The sequence below is a fragment of the Rhizobium sp. CC-YZS058 genome (assembly GCF_034720595.1).
GTDB lineage: Bacteria > Pseudomonadota > Alphaproteobacteria > Rhizobiales > Rhizobiaceae > Ferranicluibacter.
Genome location: NZ_JAYESJ010000001.1, coordinates 3,927,811 through 3,942,886, shown reverse-complemented (window position 1 = coordinate 3,942,886; position 15,076 = coordinate 3,927,811). Strand labels below are relative to the sequence as shown.

Sequence of the window (15,076 nt, the reverse complement as noted above, 5' to 3'; positions counted from 1 at the left end):
ATGATGCCGTGCCCAAAGAGACGAAAGCCTGCCGCCTTGTCCAGTCTCCGCCTTCTCGCGCCGGTCGCCCTTCTTGCCCTGATGGTCTGGTTCCTGATGACGATGGACCTGGTGCCGCTGTGGCAGGCGCTGTCTCGGGTCTCCCTGGGTCCCCTCCTTGCCGGGCTCGCGCTCGTCCAGCTGCAGATCTGGCTCTCGGCGCTGCGCTGGCGGTTCACCGCCGCGCGTTTGGGGCAGCGGATCGCCCTCTCCCGGGCCATCGGGGACTATTATCTCGCCAGCCTCCTCAACCAGAGCCTGCCAGGCGGCATGGCGGGCGATGCGCTTCGCGCCTATCGCCAGAGGCAGGCGGGGCCGGGAGGTTGGAAGGTGCCCGCCAAGGCCGTGCTCTTCGAGCGGCTGTCCGGCCAGGTCGCCTTCTTCCTTCTGGCCCTTGCGGGCCTGGCTTTCTGGCCGTCGATGATTGCCGATGCGGTGCCGCGTGTGAGTCCGGTTTCCCTGGCGCTCGGCCTGCTGCTGCTGGCGGTGATCTGCGCTCTCAGTCTTGCCTTCGCTCGCCGCTTCGCATGGGGCTCGGGGCTTGCCGACGACCTCGCCCGCACCTTCCTCCATCAGCGCGCCTGGATGGTTCAGCTGGGGCTCAGCCTCATCATCGTCGCCAGCTATGGCGCCACGTTCTTCATTGCCAGCCAGGCGGTGGGTGCGGCCCTGCCCCTGGTCGCGCTCGTCACCATCATTCCGCAGGCGCTTCTTGCCATGCTGATCCCGGCCGGCCTCGGAGGCTGGGGCACGCGCGAGGCGGCGGCCATGGCGCTCTGGCCGCTGCTTGACGCCACGCCGACTGAAGGCCTCGCCGCCAGCCTTGTCTATGGCGCCCTCTCGCTCGCCGGCGCGCTGCCCGGGCTGGCCATGCTTCTCCGGCCTGTAAGGGGCGGGGGCGCGTAGGGGATGGAGGAAAGCAGCCCGGCGCAGGCGCGCGGTCAAGGCCGGCGGAGCAGAGACAGCGTGTCCACCGCGAAGGAATAGACCAGCGCAGCGAGCGCGGTTGCGGCGATCACCATGGACACGGGCGGCGTGACCACCGGCAGCAGCAGCACACAGAGGCTGAGGATCTGCAGCACGCAGACGAGCTTGCGCCGGGTCGAGGCAAACAGGGGGCGCGTCAGTCGCGGCACCATCCAGCCCACCACCACGAAGCCGTAGCGCATCGCGCCGATCAGCAGCACCCAGAGTCCGGCCTTGCCCAGAAGCACGGCGGCGGCCGAAAGAACCAGGATCAGGAAGGCATCGACCTCCATGTCGAAACGGGCTCCATAGGCCGATTGTTGGCGAAAGCGGCGCGCCAGATAGCCATCGACACCATCGAGCGACAGGGCGGCCAGAACGAAGCCGATGAGGATCCAGAGCGCCGTCGGTGCGCTCGCCAGCCCCTCGAACCAGACGAAGGTCGAGGCGGTCAGACACACCATTGCCGCCCGCAGCGCGGTGATAATGTTGGCGGGGCCGAAATGGGTGTGCGGATGATCGGACAGGCCCCATAGCGCGATCCCGTAGATGATCACGAGCGGCAAGAGGACGGTCGCGACGAAGGGCCACGCGAGCGGCAGAAGCAAGGCAAGCACTCCCGCCGTCGCGGCCGTTCCGGTCAGGAGCATCGAGAGGATCAGCCAGGTCTCGTCGAACAGTGCCGACGAGGCAGGCTGGAGACGAAGGCCGAGCCAGCTCGGCGTCACGGTCCATCCTTTGTCCGGTTTCGGCATGCGGTCCTCACTCGGCGGCAACCAGGGTGTCGAGATCGAGCAGATGTCCCGCCCGCAGCGTCTTGGTTCGCAGGTAGAAGGCGTTTTCCTGCGTTACGCGTCCGGTGACCGGAGCGCGCGTCTCGACCGCGATCCCGCCTGCCCTCAGGGCTGCGATCTTTGTCGGGTTGTTGGTATAGACCGCCACGGTCGCAATGCCGAGATCGCGCAGCATGGCGACGGCCGCCTCGTAGCGACGATGGTCCTCGGCAAGACCCAGTTCGGCATCGGCGTCGATCGTATCGAGGCCCAGATGCTGGTGACCATAGGCGCGCATCTTCGCGCCGATGCCGGTGCCGCGCCCTTCCTGGTCGAGATAGAGAAGAACCCCGCCGCCAGCGGCCTGAAGCAGCGCCAGACCGTTGCGCAGCTGGTCGCCGCAGTCGCATTTCAGCGAACGGCAGAGGTCGCCGGTGATGCAGGAAGAATGGATGCGGATCGGGACTGCCCGGCCGAGATCGGGTGTGCCGACGACAAGGGCCACCTGGTCCTTCTGCGCAAGACCGCCGCGATAGACGACGAAATCGACGTCGCCGAGATCCTCCAGCGGCACGCGGGTGCGTGCCACCCGGTCGAAGCGCTGGCGGGCTTCGTCTGCGCCTTTCAGCCGGTTCGCCTCCAGCCGGCAGCAGCCGGCAAACCGCTCGCCGCAGCCGGAAACATCGGCAACCACCATGGCGGGCAGCAGCAGGGCAAGGCGGGCGAGTTCGGCGGAGTGGGAGGCTAGCGCATCCGCAGGCAGCCAGCGGTCTGGCCCCTTGGCACCGAGCCCATAGGCCATCTGCGCCGCCGCGCTGAACGGAATGCCTGAGAGCGGCGCCAGAACATCGCCATCGCCGAGGATGCCGAGACGGGTGGCACGCGGCGCTGTCAGCAGCAGGGCGTGGCGATGGTCGGTGGCGGCCGCGAACTGGTCATAGAGGCTCGGCGCCACGCAATCGAGCGCCAGGGCTGCGAGGCGGCGTCTCCCGTCGTCGAGGACGACCGGACGGCCATAGCGCAGTTCGGACACGGCGCGCTCCACCTCCATCTCGGCGGTCGGACACGCAAAGCTCTGGTTGGTCAAAAGCGACATGATGCACACTCTCAATCGGAAACGGCAGCGCTTACGCCAACTCCCCGAGACCGGTTTGCAGATCTGTCATAAACTTTATTTGAGGGTCGGACAGTCTTTAAATCGGCCGGCAAACGCTATGTGCCGCGCTTCGTTCCGGCGCCATTGCAGAAGGTTCGGACGAACGACGATCGAGGGGACGAGGCGTGGAGAGCACTGACAAAATCACGACGAGCGGGAGCGAAGGCCGTGATGCAAGCGCACTCTGGATCACGGCGCCCGGGCACTGCCGGCTCCATCCGGAGCGCCTCGCCCCGCCCGGCGAGGGCGATGTCCTCTTGCGCACGCTCTGGAGCGGCATCAGCCGCGGAACGGAATCCCTCGTCTTCAACGGTCGTGTGCCGGAGAGCGAGCATGAGCGCATGCGCGGCCCCTTCATGGGCGGCGCCTTCCCCTTTCCCGTCAAATATGGCTATGCGGCCGTCGGCATCGTCGAAACTGGGCCGGATGCTCTGCGCGGGCGTACGGTCTTTGCGCTTCATCCCCATCAGGACCGCATCCTGATTCCGGCCCATGCCGTCCGGCTTCTGCCCGAGGAACTTCCGCCGCGGCGTGCTGTTCTTGCCGCCAATATGGAGACGGCGCTCACCATCGTCTGGGATGCGGGCGTGCAGCCGGGCGACCGGGTGGCGGTGTTCGGGGCCGGTCTCGTCGGCAGTCTGGTGGCTCATCTCTGCGCCCGCATCGCCGCGACCGAGACCCTGCTCATCGATCGCGATCCGCAGCGCCAGGCTCTGGCGGACGCGCTCGGCCTGACCTTCACCTCCACCGACAGGCTGGAGGGCGAGTTCGATCTCCTCATCAATGCCAGTGCTGCCCCGGAGGCGCTGGCGCAGGCGATCGATCACGCCGGTTTCGAGGCCCGCATCGTCGAGGCCAGCTGGTACGGCGATCGGTCGCTCGCCATACCGCTCGGCGGCGCTTTCCATTCCCGGCGCCTGCAGCTTGTCAGCTCGCAGGTTGGCAGCGTGCCGGCATCGCGCCGCGCCCGCTGGAGTTTCGAGCGGCGGATGATGACCGCGATCCGCCTGCTTGACGACGCCCGCCTCGACCGGCTCATTTCGGGCGAAACCGCCTTCGGCGATCTGCCGAAGGACTATCCGCGTATTCTCGCCGCACCCGATACGCTGTGCCACGCTATTCGATACTGACGCCCGTTCCTGCTCTCCTGCGCCTCCGATGAAAGGGGTTTTGATGTTTGCCGTCGAGGTTCGAGACCATATCATGATCGCCCACAGCCTGCCGCGCCCGGTCTTCGGGCCGGCGCAGGGCATGCACGGCGCCACCTTCGTCGTCGATGCCGCCTTCTTCACACGGGACGTGGACGAGGACGGGCTGGCGGTCGATATCGGCGCGGCCACCACGGTGCTGGGCGAGGTGCTGAAGCCGCTCACCTATCAGAATCTCGACGAACTTCCCCAGTTTGCCGGCAAGGTGACCACCACGGAGGTGATCGCCAAACATATTTTCGATGCGCTGGCCGACGCGGTTGCCGCCAAGCGGCTCGGCCCGGGAAGCCACCGCATTTGCCGGCTCAAGGTCACGCTGCATGAATCCCATGCCGCACGCGGCTGGTACGAGGCGGACTTATGAGCCGGGCGCTGACCTTCGCCTATCCCGGCGATCTCGCATTGAAAACCGGCGGCTATGGCTATGACCGGCGGGTGATCGAGGAGCTGCGGGCGCTGGGCTGGACGGTGGACCTGCTTCCGCTCGGCGAAGGATTTCCCGCCCCGTCTTCGCAGACCCTGGCGAATGCGGAAGCAGCACTCTCGGCCCTGCCGGATCGACGCCCGGTGCTGATCGACGGCCTTGCCTATGGCGTGCTCGATGCCTGGGCCTTCGGCGAGGCAGACCGGCTGCAGATCATCGCTCTGGTCCATCATCCCCTCGCGCTCGAAACCGGAGTTTCGCCAAAGGACCAGGCACGGTTGAGAGCCAGCGAAACACGGGCGCTCGCGGCCGCACGCGCAATCATCGTCACCTCGCCGATGACCGCGCGCGAGCTGACGGCGAACTTCGGCGTCGCCGCGCCGCGGATCACCGTCGCCCTGCCGGGAACGGATGCCGCCCCGCCGGCCAGCGGAGGCGAGGGGCGGTTCGCCATCCTCTCGGTCGGCACGCTCTCGCCGCGCAAGGGGCATGATGTGCTGATCGCCGCGCTCAAAAGAATCGAGCGGCTCGACTGGACGGCAACGATCATCGGCAGCCGAACGCTCGACCCGGCAACCAGCGACGCCCTGGAGCGGCAGATCGCCGATCTCGGTCTTGGCACCCGTATTGTGCTGGCGGGGGAAATCCAGGACCCGCGCCCGGCCTTCGCCAGCGCCGACCTGTTCGCACTCGCCTCCCGCTACGAAGGCTATGGCATGGTTTTCGCGGAAGCGCTGGCCCATGGCCTGCCGATCGTCGCCTGCCATGCCGGCGCCGTGCCGGAGGTGGTGCCGCCCTCGGCCGGCATCCTCGTTCCCGTCGACGATGTCGAGGCCTTTGCCGCCGCACTTGCCCGGCTGATCGAGGACCGGGACGAGCGGCAACGCCGTGCCGAGGCCGCACGCGAGGCCGGCGCCTTGCTGCCGAGCTGGCGCGATACGGCCGCCATCATCGCGGCGGTGCTGGAGACGATCGCATGAGCGGCTTCGATGCGGCATGGCTCGGCCTTCGGGAGCCCGCCGATCGCGCCGCCCGGGACCGGCCGCTGGTGGAAGCGCTTAGCCGTCATCTGGCCGCGCACCCGGCGCCGCGCCTCCTCGATATCGGCTGCGGCACCGGCTCCACATGGCGCAGCCTCGTCGGCCACCTGCCCGCCCACACCGGCTGGCGCCTTCTCGACCACGATCCGCTGCTTCTAGAGCAGGCCCGGCAACGGATCGGCTCCGAGACGGGAGTGGAGATCGCGGCCTTCGACCTGAACACGTTCGAGGCGCTGGACTGTGCCGACTTCGCGGTCGTCTCGGCCTCCGCGCTGTTCGATCTCTGCTCCGCCTCATTCTGCGACCGCGTCGTGGCACATCTCGCCCGGCATCGCGTGGGGCTCTATGCGGCGCTCAACTATGATGGGGTGATGCACTGGTCGGTCGGTCATCCGCTCGATGAGGAGGTGGTCGCGGATTTCAACCGCCATCAGACAGGCGACAAGGGTTTCGGCCCGGCACTTGGGCCGGCGGCGACCGACCATCTGCGTACCGCCTTCGAACGGCATGGCTATGCGATCGCGGTGGCGGAAAGCCCCTGGCTCCTCGGACCGGAGGATCGCGCCCTGCAGGAGGCGTTTCTCGATGGCGTGATGCAGCCCCTTGCCGAAATCGGCCGGCTGCCCTCAGGCGACGTTCTGGCGTGGCGCCGTTTCCGCTCTCGCGTGCTCGGTCAGCCCGGCAGCCTCTGCCGTGTCGGCCATCTCGATCTGCTGGCCTTGCCGCCGCAGTGAGCGGGTGGTGGTTTTGAGTTCGCAATCGAACAGGATGTCTTCGCCCAGCAGATAGAGCGTCGAGACCGGCCGGCGGGCGTTTGCGAGCTGTTCGATCGGCGAAAGCGCGATGCCCGGCGGTCCTGATCCGATGATCAGCGGCGCGATCGACACATGCAGCCGGTCGACGAGACCGGCATCGACGAAGCGGGCGATGGTGCGCGCGCCCCCTTCCACCAGGATGCGCCGCAACCCGCGCTGCTCCAGGCAGTTCAGAATGGCATCGGGCGCGAGACCGCAGGCTGCCCGAGGCAAGAGAATGGTTTCGGCCTTAAGCGCCTTGCCGGGCGTATCCTCGGAGCGGATCACGATGACCGGCGCGAGGCCATCATGGAACAGGCGCTCCTCACCCGTCAGTGCCGCGTGACAATCGATCACCACGCGAACCGGGTTCGGCCCGACAACGGCGCGAACCGAGAGGCGCGGATTGTCCATCTGCACGGTGGTCGCCCCCACGATGACGGCATCGGCCAACGCCCGGCATCGGTGAAGATGGGCGATCCCTTCGGGACAGGAAATATCCCGCGCATCACCGGCGGGCGTGGCGACGCGGCCATCGAGCGACTGCCCGACCTGAGCCAGGACGAAACGTCCGCGAGCGCCGGCAATGGGGCCATAGAGCGACAAGGCCGGATCGGCTTGCCCCAGCGCCGTCGACTCGCCCTTGTCCTTCAGGGCAAGGAGGCAAGCCCAGGTCTGGTCGGTCATCTGAATGCTGCGCATTGCGGTCCTCATGGGTGTGTCAGCTCATGCGCTGCAGAATGCCATCGCGGCGGATGGCCTGATGATAGATGACCGCGCCGAGATGAAGCCCGATCAGGCTCAACAGCATCCAGGCGCTGACGGTGTGCACGGTCGAAAGCGTGCCGGCGATGTCGGGCATCTTGCCGATCGGGCTCCAGACCGGGACGAGCCCGAACCACAGCAGCGGGAAGCCATGCGCGTTGGTGGCAAGGAACCCGGAAACGGGCATGACGACAAGAAGAAGATAGAGCAGACCATGGACGAGACCAGCCGCTTGGCGCATCGGGGCGGTGCCGAACGGCACCGGCGATGGGCTCGTCAGCCGCGCGCCGACCCGCAGCAGCATGAGCCAGAGAACGAGAAAGCCGAGGCTTTCATGCAGCAGATAGAAGCCGAGTTTGACGTCGTCTCTGACGAAGCCGATCATCAAGCCGAGCGGCCAGATGCAGAAGACGAGCGCGGCAATGACCCAGTGCAGAAGGATAAGGCGCCCGGCATGGCGCGGCGCTCGAGCCTCGGCCATCGCATCCGCGTCCATCCGCCTCTCCCTTTACAATGCCGATCCAGCCTTCACGCGCCAGATAGTTTGCCACCAAGACGCGGCAAGGCAAGGGTAGGCACTCGCGGGTCACGCTGTGGTGAAGGCAGATGTGACCAGCAAGCGCCGGCCGCAGAGGCACGCTGATAGTTAGTGAAACCTTTCGGTAAGGCGAATCAACCTAAGTCGCGGCCGCTGGGATCCATGAAGGAGAACGAGATGCGACGAGAGCGGATGATGCAGGCATGGGCCCTGCTGCCGTTGATGATGCTGGGTATCGGTCCGGTTCAGGCCGAGGATGCGGTCGAAACCGCCGTGCGCCGGGCGGTGGAGCCGGTCATGGCCGCCGAGGATATTCCGGGCATGTCGGTCGGCCTGTTGGTGAAGGGCGCGCCGCGGGTGTTTCATTTCGGTCGGCAGGCGCGTGGCGGTGCCAAGGTCACGGACAGGACCCTGTTCGAGATCGGCTCGCTGTCCAAGACCTATACAGGCACGCTGCTCGGCCGGCTGCAGGCCGAAGGCGCGATCGACCTGTCCGCTTCGGCCGATACGGTGATGCCGTCGCTGAAAGACAGCGCCATCGGCGGCGCAACGCTGCTGCAGCTCCTGACCTACACGGCGGGCGGCCTGCCGCTGCAGGTGCCCGATGGCGTCAGCGAGGAAACGCTGCCGGCCTATCTCAAGGGCTTCAAGCCGGAGAGTGCAGTCGGCCAGGACCGGCTCTATTCGAATGTGTCGATCGGGCTTGCCGGCTCCCTCGCTGCGGCGTCCGCAGGCGCACCGTTTGCCAGGCTGATGGAGGCCAAGCTTCTCAAGCCGCTGACACTCGACGATACGATGCTTGCCGTGCCGAAGGACCGGCAGACCGATTACGCACAGGGGTATCGGCGCGACAATGCGCCCGTTCGGGTCACGCCGGGCCTGTTCGATGCGCAGGCCTATGGCATCAAGACGACGGCGCGCGACTTCCTGCGCTTCCTGGCGGCTGCCAGTCGGCCGGATGCGCTGGAGCCGGCGCTGGCCAAGGGGTTCGAAACCGCCCGCAGCGGCGTCTATCGGGTCAAGTCCATGCATCAGGGGTTCGGCTGGGAGCTTTATCCCGCGCCTGCCACGGTCGATGCGCTGATGCTCGGCGCCAATCCGGATTTCGTGCTGAAGCCAAACAGCATCGAGCGGGTCGAAGCCCCGGTGACGGGTGCCGAGGTTGGAACCCTGTCGAAGACCGGATCGACGGCCGGCTTCGGCGCCTATGCCCTGGCGCAACCGGAGCGGGGCAGCGGCATCGTGCTGCTCGCCAACCGGTTCTGGCCGAACGACCTGCGCATCACGCTGGCGCATCGCATCCTGGCCGAGGTCGATCCCGCGTTTTTCGCCAAGCCTTGAAGGGCTCGGCTCCGGGTCGGTGGCCCTTCGCCGATCAGCGACCCGCAGCCACCAGCCGCTGCGCTTGAGAGCGGGATGGCGCAGAGTCCCTTCTAGATCGCCGTCTGCAGCTTCGCCACGATATAGGCCTGTCGCAGCGCCCGTGTGATCGGACCCGGTCGGCCATCGCCGACCGGGTTTCCATCGATCCGGGTCACCGGAAGGGCGAAGCTGGTGGCGGAGGTGATGAAGGCCTCGGCGGCGTCCTTCGCCTCTTCCGGCGAAAAGGCGCGTTCCTCGACCGCAACGCCCATGCCACGAGCAATGTCGAGAATGCTGAGCCGGGTAATGCCGTGCAGGATGGCCTCGGAGAGCGGGCGGGTGATCAATGTGCCGGCGCGGTCGACGATATGGGCATTGGCGGAGCTCGCCTCGGTGACGAGGCCGTCTTCCACCATCCAGGCGTCGTCGGCTCCGTGCCGCGCGGCCTCCATCTTGGCCATGGAGGGGTAGAGCAATTGCACGGTCTTGATGTCGCGCCGCGCCCAGCGCAGGTCGGGCACCAGAACAACGGCAATGCCGGTTTCGACCTTCGGATTGGCGAGCACCGCCTTTGCCTGCGTGAAGAGCACCAGCGTCGGGTCGGCCTTCATCGGATATGCGAAATCCCGATCCGCCGCCCCGCGCGAGATCTGCAGGTAGATCAGCCCCTCATCGAGCCGGTTTCGGCTCACGATCTCGCGGTGAAGCGCCAGCAGGTCCGCGTCGTCAAGCGGAGAGGCGAGCGACAAGGCATCGAGCGAGCGGCGCAGCCGGGCCGCGTGGCCGTCATAATCGAGGAGCTTGCCGCCCACGACGCCCACGACTTCGTAGATCGCATCGGCGAAGAGAAAGCCGCGATCGAAGACGGAGATCCGGGCGGCCTCTTCGGCCACGAAAGCGCCGTTCACATAGACGATCCGGCTCATGCGCCCGCTCCCCGCTCGCTTTCCGGGCGGGCGAAGGGTGCGAGATCCAGCCCCTCGGCGAGCAGGCGGGTGCGAAGCGCAGCCGCGATGGCCGGTGCGCCCGGCGTATCCCCGTGAATGCAGATGGTCGCAGCCTCGATCGGCAGGAACCCGCCGCCCCGCGTCGGCAGCCGGCCGTCCTTGACGATGGAGAGGACCTGGTCGACGCTCTCGTCGAGATCGTGGATCACGGCATCCGGCTCTCCGCGCGGCACGAGCATGCCCGTCTCGAGGTAGCGGCGATCGGCGAAGACTTCGAGAGCGATAGTGAGACCCACAGCCTCGGCGGCCTTGACGCTTTCGGAGAAGGGCAGGGCCACGAAGACGAGACCGGAATCGACCGCCCGGACTGCCCGCACGCAGGCCTCTGCCAAGGTCCGGTCCTCGGCCGCCATGGTGTAGAGCGTTCCATGCGGCTTCACATGGCTGATCGGCCAGCCGAGCGCGCTGGCCATGCCGGCGATCGCCGCAATCTGATAGAGGATCTGGGCTTCCAGATCGGCCGGCTTCTCACCGGCGATGCGCCGCCGCCCGAAGCCGTAGAGATCCATGAAGGAGGGATGCGCGCCGATCGAGACGCCCTTTTCCTTGGCCAGGAGGATCGTGTCGCGCATGACGACCGGATCTCCGGCATGGAAGCCGCAGGCGATATTGGCGCTGGTGATGATCTCCATCATCGCCGCGTCGTCGCCGATCCGATAGGCGCCGAATCCTTCGCCCATGTCGCAGTTGAGGTCGATGCCGCGCATCTCGTTCGTCCTCCATCAGGGGCAACCGCTCCGGCTGGGAAAAGCCGGCCATGCGGGTTGCGCTCTCTTCCTCTATGGCGAAAATGCCAAGAGGATGAAAGGGGAGGATCCATGATGCAGGCAAGCCCGATCGGTCCCCGTATCCTGCCCTGCGGCGACAGCGCACTGTCGGTCGAGTTCTCGCGGGAGATCGACGCGACGACGAATCGCCGTGTCGTGGCCCTGGCGGAGGCGCTGGCAGCCCATGCGCCGGACGGCCTGCTCGAAACCGTACCGACCTATCGGTCTCTGCTCGTCACCTATGATCCCGGTCGCCTGCGGGGGCGGGCGCTGACGGCGGTGATCGAGCGCCTGATCGTCTCCGGCTTGCCGGAACGCGAGCGCCCGCGCCGCATCACCGTGCCGGTGCTCTATGGCGGCCCGGTCGGCCTCGACCTCGATGATCTGGCTGCAGCCAAGGGCATGACGCCGGAGGCGCTCATCGCACTGCATGCCAGCGCGGCCTACCGGGTCTACATGATCGGCTTCCAGCCCGGCTTCGCCTATCTCGGCGGCTTGCCGGACGCGCTGCACATGCCGCGCCTGGCCGTGCCGCGCCAAAGGGTGGAAGCGGGCGCGATCGGCATTGGCGGCCAGCAGGCAAGCATCAATTCGGTGCCGGGCCCGAGCGGCTGGCGCTATATCGGGCGAACCCCGCTGCGCCTCTTCGATCCGGCGCGTCCCGACCCCTTCCTGCTGAAAGCCGGTGACCAGGTGCGCTTCCGCGCCATCGACGCGGAGGAGGCCGCCACGCTCGACCAGGCCGTCGCCCGGGGCGAGATCATGGCCGAATGGGATGTCATATCATGAGCCGGCTTACAATCGAACAGGCGGGGCCGATGCTGACTGTCCAGGATCTTGGCCGGCCAGGGCTGCTCGATCGCGGCGTGTCGGGCGCCGGGCCGATGGACCCCGCCGCCTTCCGGCTCGCCAATCTGCTGGTCGGCAATGGGGAGCAGGCAGCGGCGCTGGAATTCGCACTCTTCGGCGGCCGCTTCACGTCCGATCGTCCGATCCGCTTTGCGGTGACGGGCGGCGCGCTCGACATGCGGATCGACGCGCGGGCCTGCCGCCCGTGGGAAAGCCACTTTCTCCAGCCGGGCGAGGTACTGACGATAGGCGCGCTGCAAGGTGCGGTCTGGGGAACGCTGGCGGTTTCGGGCGGCATCGAGACACCGCCGGTCCTCTCCAGTCGCTCCACCCACCTGCGCAGCGGCCTCGGCGGTCTGGAGGGGCGGCAGCTCGCCGCCGGCGACAGCCTGCCGCTCGGCGAACCCAATGCGGCGCCGCTGATGCGCCTTTCGGCTGCCTTGCCGCGGGACCGGGGGCCGATCCGCGTCGTTCTCGGGCCGCAGCAGGACTATTTCGCTCCGTCGGTGCTGGCCCGCTTTCTTTCCCAACCCTTCACCATCGGGCCCAGCCGGGATCGCATGGCACAGGTGCTGAACGGGCCGGTGCTTCCTGCCGCCGGCGGACACGATATCGTGTCCGATGGAACCGTTGCGGGCTCGATCCAGGTCCCGGCTTCCGGCAAGCCGATCGTTCTGATGGCGGAGCGGCAGACGACCGGCGGCTATCCGAAGATCGCCACGGTGGCGAGCGTCGATCTTTCTCGCCTTGCCCAGATGCCGACCGGCAGCCGCATCACCTTCCGCGCCATCGACCGCGACGCGGCGGAAGATCTGCTGATCGAACACCGGCATCGGCTGGCCGTCCGCCTGTCCGGCCTCGAGCCGACAGCGGGGGCATGACCGCAGACTGGTCTTAGAGAAAGTCTCGTCTTACAGATAAGCTTGCCCTCGCTGCTTCGGAGATCCAACATGCAGTCGCTCTTCCATCTCGCCTATCACGTGACCGATCTCGACGCGGCACGGCGGTTCTATGGCGGCGTGCTCGGTTGCGAGGAGGGGCGCTCGACCGAGACCTGGGTGGACTTCGATTTCTTCGGGCACCAGATTTCGCTGCACCTCGGCACGCCGTTCCCGGTCACGCGGACCGGCAGAGTGGGCGATCATCTCGTCATGATGCCGCATCTCGGTGTGGTCCTGCCGCTCGACGCCTGGTTGGCGCTGGCCGAGCGGCTCGCGCAGGCTGGGATCGCCTTCGACATTCCTCCGGTCATCCGCTTTGCCGGAGAACCGGGCGAGCAGCGCACCATGTTCTTCTTCGACCCCAGCGGCAATCCGATCGAGGTCAAGGGCTTCAAGGATTTCGACAGCGTCTTCGCCCGCTAGGCAGGCCTGTCGTGACCCTGCTTCTTCTCAAGACTCCGGCTCAGACATGGAGACCCGTATGATCGCGCTGATCACCCGCCTTGCCCGTGCAGAGGAAGAGGCCTGGCTTGCCGTGTTGCGCGATGCGATGCCGCTCGAAACGATCCTGCCGATCGCCACGCTCACCGAGGCACAGCGGGCAGAGGTCGAGATCGCCATCGTTGCCGATCCGGATCCGGCCGATCTGCGCCGCCTGCCGAGCTTGCGTTGGATCCACAGCCTTTGGGCCGGCGTGGAGCGCCTGGTCGGTGAACTCTCCGATCTTGAGCGTCCCATCGTGCGGCTGGTCGATCCGGAGCTCGCGCGCACCATGGCGGAGGCGGTGCTGGCCTGGACGCTCTATCTCTCGCGCGACATGCCGGCCTATGCGAGCCAGCAACGCGTGCATCTCTGGCAACAGCGGCCCTATCGGCCGGCGACCGAGCTGCGGATCGGGCTGCTTGGGCTCGGAGCGCTGGGCAGCGCGGCGGCCGGGCTGCTGCAGGCGGCGGGTTTCACGGTGTCCGGCTGGGCGCGGTCGCCGAAGGCCATTGCCGGTGTCGAGAGCCATGCCGGCGCGGAGGGGCTGAGGACGCTTCTGGCAAAGGCCGATATCGTCGTTTGCCTCCTTCCGCTTACCGCGGAGACGAAGGGACTGTTGGATGCGGGGGCCTTCGCCGGCATGCGGCGCGGGGCGAGCCTGATCAATTTCGGCCGCGGCAGGATCGTCGAGACGGCGGCGCTGCTCGCCGCGCTTGATCAGGGGCACCTGTCGCACGCCGTTCTGGACGTCTTCGAGGCCGAGCCGCTTGCCACGGACAGTCCGCTCTGGGACCATCCGAAGGTGACCGTGCTGCCGCATATTTCCGCGCCCACCAACCCGAAAACGGCCGCCGCGGTGGTGGCCGGCAACATCGCGACCTACCGCAGGACGGGGGCAATTCCGCAGGCGGTCAACCGGGATCGCGGCTACTGAGCGCTGGACAGCAGAACGGGCGCCGCGGCGCCCGTCTGTGGTTTCGTGTCTGGATCAGGCCGCAGCGGCGGTCTGATCGGAGAGATGCGCGATCAGATCCTCGATGGTCACGATCGGCATGCCATGTGTCTTCGCGAAAACCAGAAGCTCCGGCAGACGGGCCATGGTGCCGTCGTCATTGGCCACCTCGCAGATGACACCAGACGGGGCGCGGCCGGCAAGGCGAGCGAGCTCCACCGCGGCTTCGGTGTGGCCTGGACGGGCCGCGACGCCGCCCGGATGAGCGCGGAGCGGGAAGATGTGGCCGGGACGGGCAAAGTCCGCCGGCTTCGCCGCCGGGTCCATCAGCGCCCGCACCGTGTTGGCGCGGTCGGAGGCGGAGATGCCCGTGGTCGTCGAGGGCAGGTAGTCGACCGAAACGGTAAAGGCCGTCTTGTGCAGTTCGGTGTTCTGCGGAACCATCAACGGAATATCGAGCGCATCAAGCCGCGCGCCTTCCATGGCCACGCAGATCAGCCCGCGCGCATGTTTCATCATGAAGGCGATCGTTTCGGGCGTGACGGCATCGGAGGCGACGATGATGTCGCCTTCGTTTTCCCGGCTCTCGTCATCCACCACGAGAACCATGCCGCCGCGCGCGATCGTCTCGACCGCCTCTTCGATTTTGGAAATGGTCATGTCATTGCCTTTCAAGGGTTAGCCGTTTCCGGCGTGAAACCGCAGCAAGTGCTGCTCTTCATCCCTTGGGCGAACAGGCCCGAGCCGCCGCCCCTGCAACAAGGGCGGTTTACAGACTTGTCCTCTTCCATCCGGACTATACCGTCGGCCCCGGCCTCTCACCGGGTCTGCTGACCTTCCATTGCTGGAAGCGCTCGCGGGCTCCCGGATCATCTCCGGATACCGCCGGTGGGGAATTTCACCCCGCCCTGAGAACAGATGGACAGTATCGCGCGCTTACCGAGTGAGACAAGGAAAAAATTCTCTCCTCACGCTGCCGACGGGCAAGATCGTTCCACAGTTCCCGGCAAAT

The 15,076-nt window shown here is 67.0% G+C and carries 17 protein-coding genes and 1 riboswitch; of the genes, 10 read left to right on the top strand and 7 right to left on the bottom strand.

Features of this window, described 5'->3' with window-relative positions:
• Positions 1-36: 36 nt before the first annotated feature.
• Positions 37-945, top strand: a complete 909-nt coding sequence (locus U8330_RS18835) for a lysylphosphatidylglycerol synthase transmembrane domain-containing protein (protein WP_323106777.1) — start codon at positions 37-39, stop codon at positions 943-945.
• Between the two features lie 35 nt (positions 946-980).
• On the opposite strand, the gene U8330_RS18830 is transcribed toward U8330_RS18835, so the two are convergent.
• Together U8330_RS18830 and ribA are read right to left on the bottom strand one after the other, a co-directional pair.
• Complete coding sequence (locus U8330_RS18830) at positions 981-1,733, bottom strand: CDP-alcohol phosphatidyltransferase family protein (RefSeq protein ID WP_323106776.1); 753 nt, start codon at positions 1,731-1,733, stop codon at positions 981-983.
• A gap of 34 nt (positions 1,734-1,767) precedes the next feature.
• Positions 1,768-2,874: a GTP cyclohydrolase II RibA gene (gene ribA / locus U8330_RS18825; protein WP_323106774.1), complete on the bottom strand. Its 1,107-nt coding sequence runs from the start codon at positions 2,872-2,874 to the stop codon at positions 1,768-1,770.
• A 185-nt stretch (positions 2,875-3,059) separates the two neighbouring features.
• On the opposite strand from ribA, the gene U8330_RS18820 reads away from it, so the two are divergent.
• Genes U8330_RS18820 through U8330_RS18805 form a run of 4 tightly spaced genes read left to right on the top strand, consistent with a single transcriptional unit; the run spans position 3,060 to position 6,340 of the window.
• Entirely contained in the window at positions 3,060-4,064 is a 1,005-nt protein-coding gene (locus U8330_RS18820) for a zinc-binding alcohol dehydrogenase (protein WP_323106773.1), read from the top strand.
• Positions 4,065-4,107: 43 nt separating this feature from the next.
• On the top strand, positions 4,108-4,506 hold the full coding sequence (locus tag U8330_RS18815; protein ID WP_323106772.1) for a 6-carboxytetrahydropterin synthase: 399 nt from the start codon (positions 4,108-4,110) through the stop codon (positions 4,504-4,506).
• Positions 4,503-5,546, top strand: coding sequence for a glycosyltransferase family 4 protein (locus tag U8330_RS18810; protein ID WP_323106769.1), 1,044 nt, complete (start codon positions 4,503-4,505; stop codon positions 5,544-5,546). Before U8330_RS18815 ends, U8330_RS18810 begins: the two co-directional genes overlap by 4 nt.
• Positions 5,543-6,340, top strand: a complete 798-nt coding sequence (locus U8330_RS18805) for a class I SAM-dependent methyltransferase (protein WP_323106767.1) — start codon at positions 5,543-5,545, stop codon at positions 6,338-6,340. The genes U8330_RS18810 and U8330_RS18805 overlap by 4 nt, the downstream gene beginning before the upstream one ends.
• Here U8330_RS18805 and U8330_RS18800 read toward each other — a convergent pair.
• On the bottom strand, positions 6,233-7,102 hold the full coding sequence (locus U8330_RS18800) for a RibD family protein (RefSeq protein ID WP_323106766.1): 870 nt from the start codon (positions 7,100-7,102) through the stop codon (positions 6,233-6,235). The genes U8330_RS18805 and U8330_RS18800 overlap by 108 nt on opposite strands.
• Before the next feature lie 19 nt (positions 7,103-7,121).
• Positions 7,122-7,661 carry a cytochrome b gene (locus tag U8330_RS18795; RefSeq protein ID WP_323106765.1) on the bottom strand — a complete coding sequence of 180 codons (540 nt, stop codon included), beginning with the start codon at positions 7,659-7,661 and terminating at the stop codon, positions 7,122-7,124.
• A 219-nt stretch (positions 7,662-7,880) separates the two neighbouring features.
• Between U8330_RS18795 and U8330_RS18790 the strand changes: the two genes are divergently transcribed.
• Positions 7,881-9,044: a serine hydrolase gene (locus U8330_RS18790; protein ID WP_323106764.1), complete on the top strand. Its 1,164-nt coding sequence runs from the start codon at positions 7,881-7,883 to the stop codon at positions 9,042-9,044.
• 92 nt (positions 9,045-9,136) lie between these two features.
• Here the strand turns inward: U8330_RS18790 and U8330_RS18785 are convergent, their stop codons facing one another.
• Together U8330_RS18785 and U8330_RS18780 are read right to left on the bottom strand one after the other, a co-directional pair.
• On the bottom strand, positions 9,137-9,991 hold the full coding sequence (locus U8330_RS18785; RefSeq protein ID WP_323106763.1) for a D-amino-acid transaminase: 855 nt from the start codon (positions 9,989-9,991) through the stop codon (positions 9,137-9,139).
• Positions 9,988-10,779: a 5-oxoprolinase subunit PxpA gene (locus U8330_RS18780; protein WP_323106762.1), complete on the bottom strand. Its 792-nt coding sequence runs from the start codon at positions 10,777-10,779 to the stop codon at positions 9,988-9,990. The genes U8330_RS18785 and U8330_RS18780 overlap by 4 nt, the downstream gene beginning before the upstream one ends.
• Before the next feature lie 114 nt (positions 10,780-10,893).
• Here U8330_RS18780 and pxpB point away from each other — a divergent pair, with 114 nt between their 5' ends.
• From pxpB to U8330_RS18760, 4 genes are all read left to right on the top strand, one after another.
• Entirely contained in the window at positions 10,894-11,628 is a 735-nt protein-coding gene (gene pxpB, locus U8330_RS18775; RefSeq protein WP_416236941.1) for a 5-oxoprolinase subunit PxpB, read from the top strand.
• Entirely contained in the window at positions 11,625-12,569 is a 945-nt protein-coding gene (locus tag U8330_RS18770) for a biotin-dependent carboxyltransferase family protein (protein ID WP_323106759.1), read from the top strand. The genes pxpB and U8330_RS18770 overlap by 4 nt, the downstream gene beginning before the upstream one ends.
• A 69-nt stretch (positions 12,570-12,638) precedes the next feature.
• Positions 12,639-13,052 (top strand): VOC family protein, encoded by a 414-nt coding sequence (locus tag U8330_RS18765; protein WP_323106758.1) that lies wholly within the window; start codon positions 12,639-12,641, stop codon positions 13,050-13,052.
• A 58-nt stretch (positions 13,053-13,110) separates the two neighbouring features.
• Positions 13,111-14,046 carry a glyoxylate/hydroxypyruvate reductase A gene (locus U8330_RS18760; protein ID WP_323106757.1) on the top strand — a complete coding sequence of 312 codons (936 nt, stop codon included), beginning with the start codon at positions 13,111-13,113 and terminating at the stop codon, positions 14,044-14,046.
• Between the two features lie 54 nt (positions 14,047-14,100).
• Here U8330_RS18760 and ribB read toward each other — a convergent pair whose 3' ends face one another.
• Positions 14,101-14,724 (bottom strand): 3,4-dihydroxy-2-butanone-4-phosphate synthase, encoded by a 624-nt coding sequence (ribB, locus tag U8330_RS18755; protein ID WP_323106756.1) that lies wholly within the window; start codon positions 14,722-14,724, stop codon positions 14,101-14,103.
• A gap of 115 nt (positions 14,725-14,839) precedes the next feature.
• Positions 14,840-14,984: riboswitch (FMN riboswitch) on the bottom strand.
• Positions 14,985-15,076: the final 92 nt, after the last annotated feature.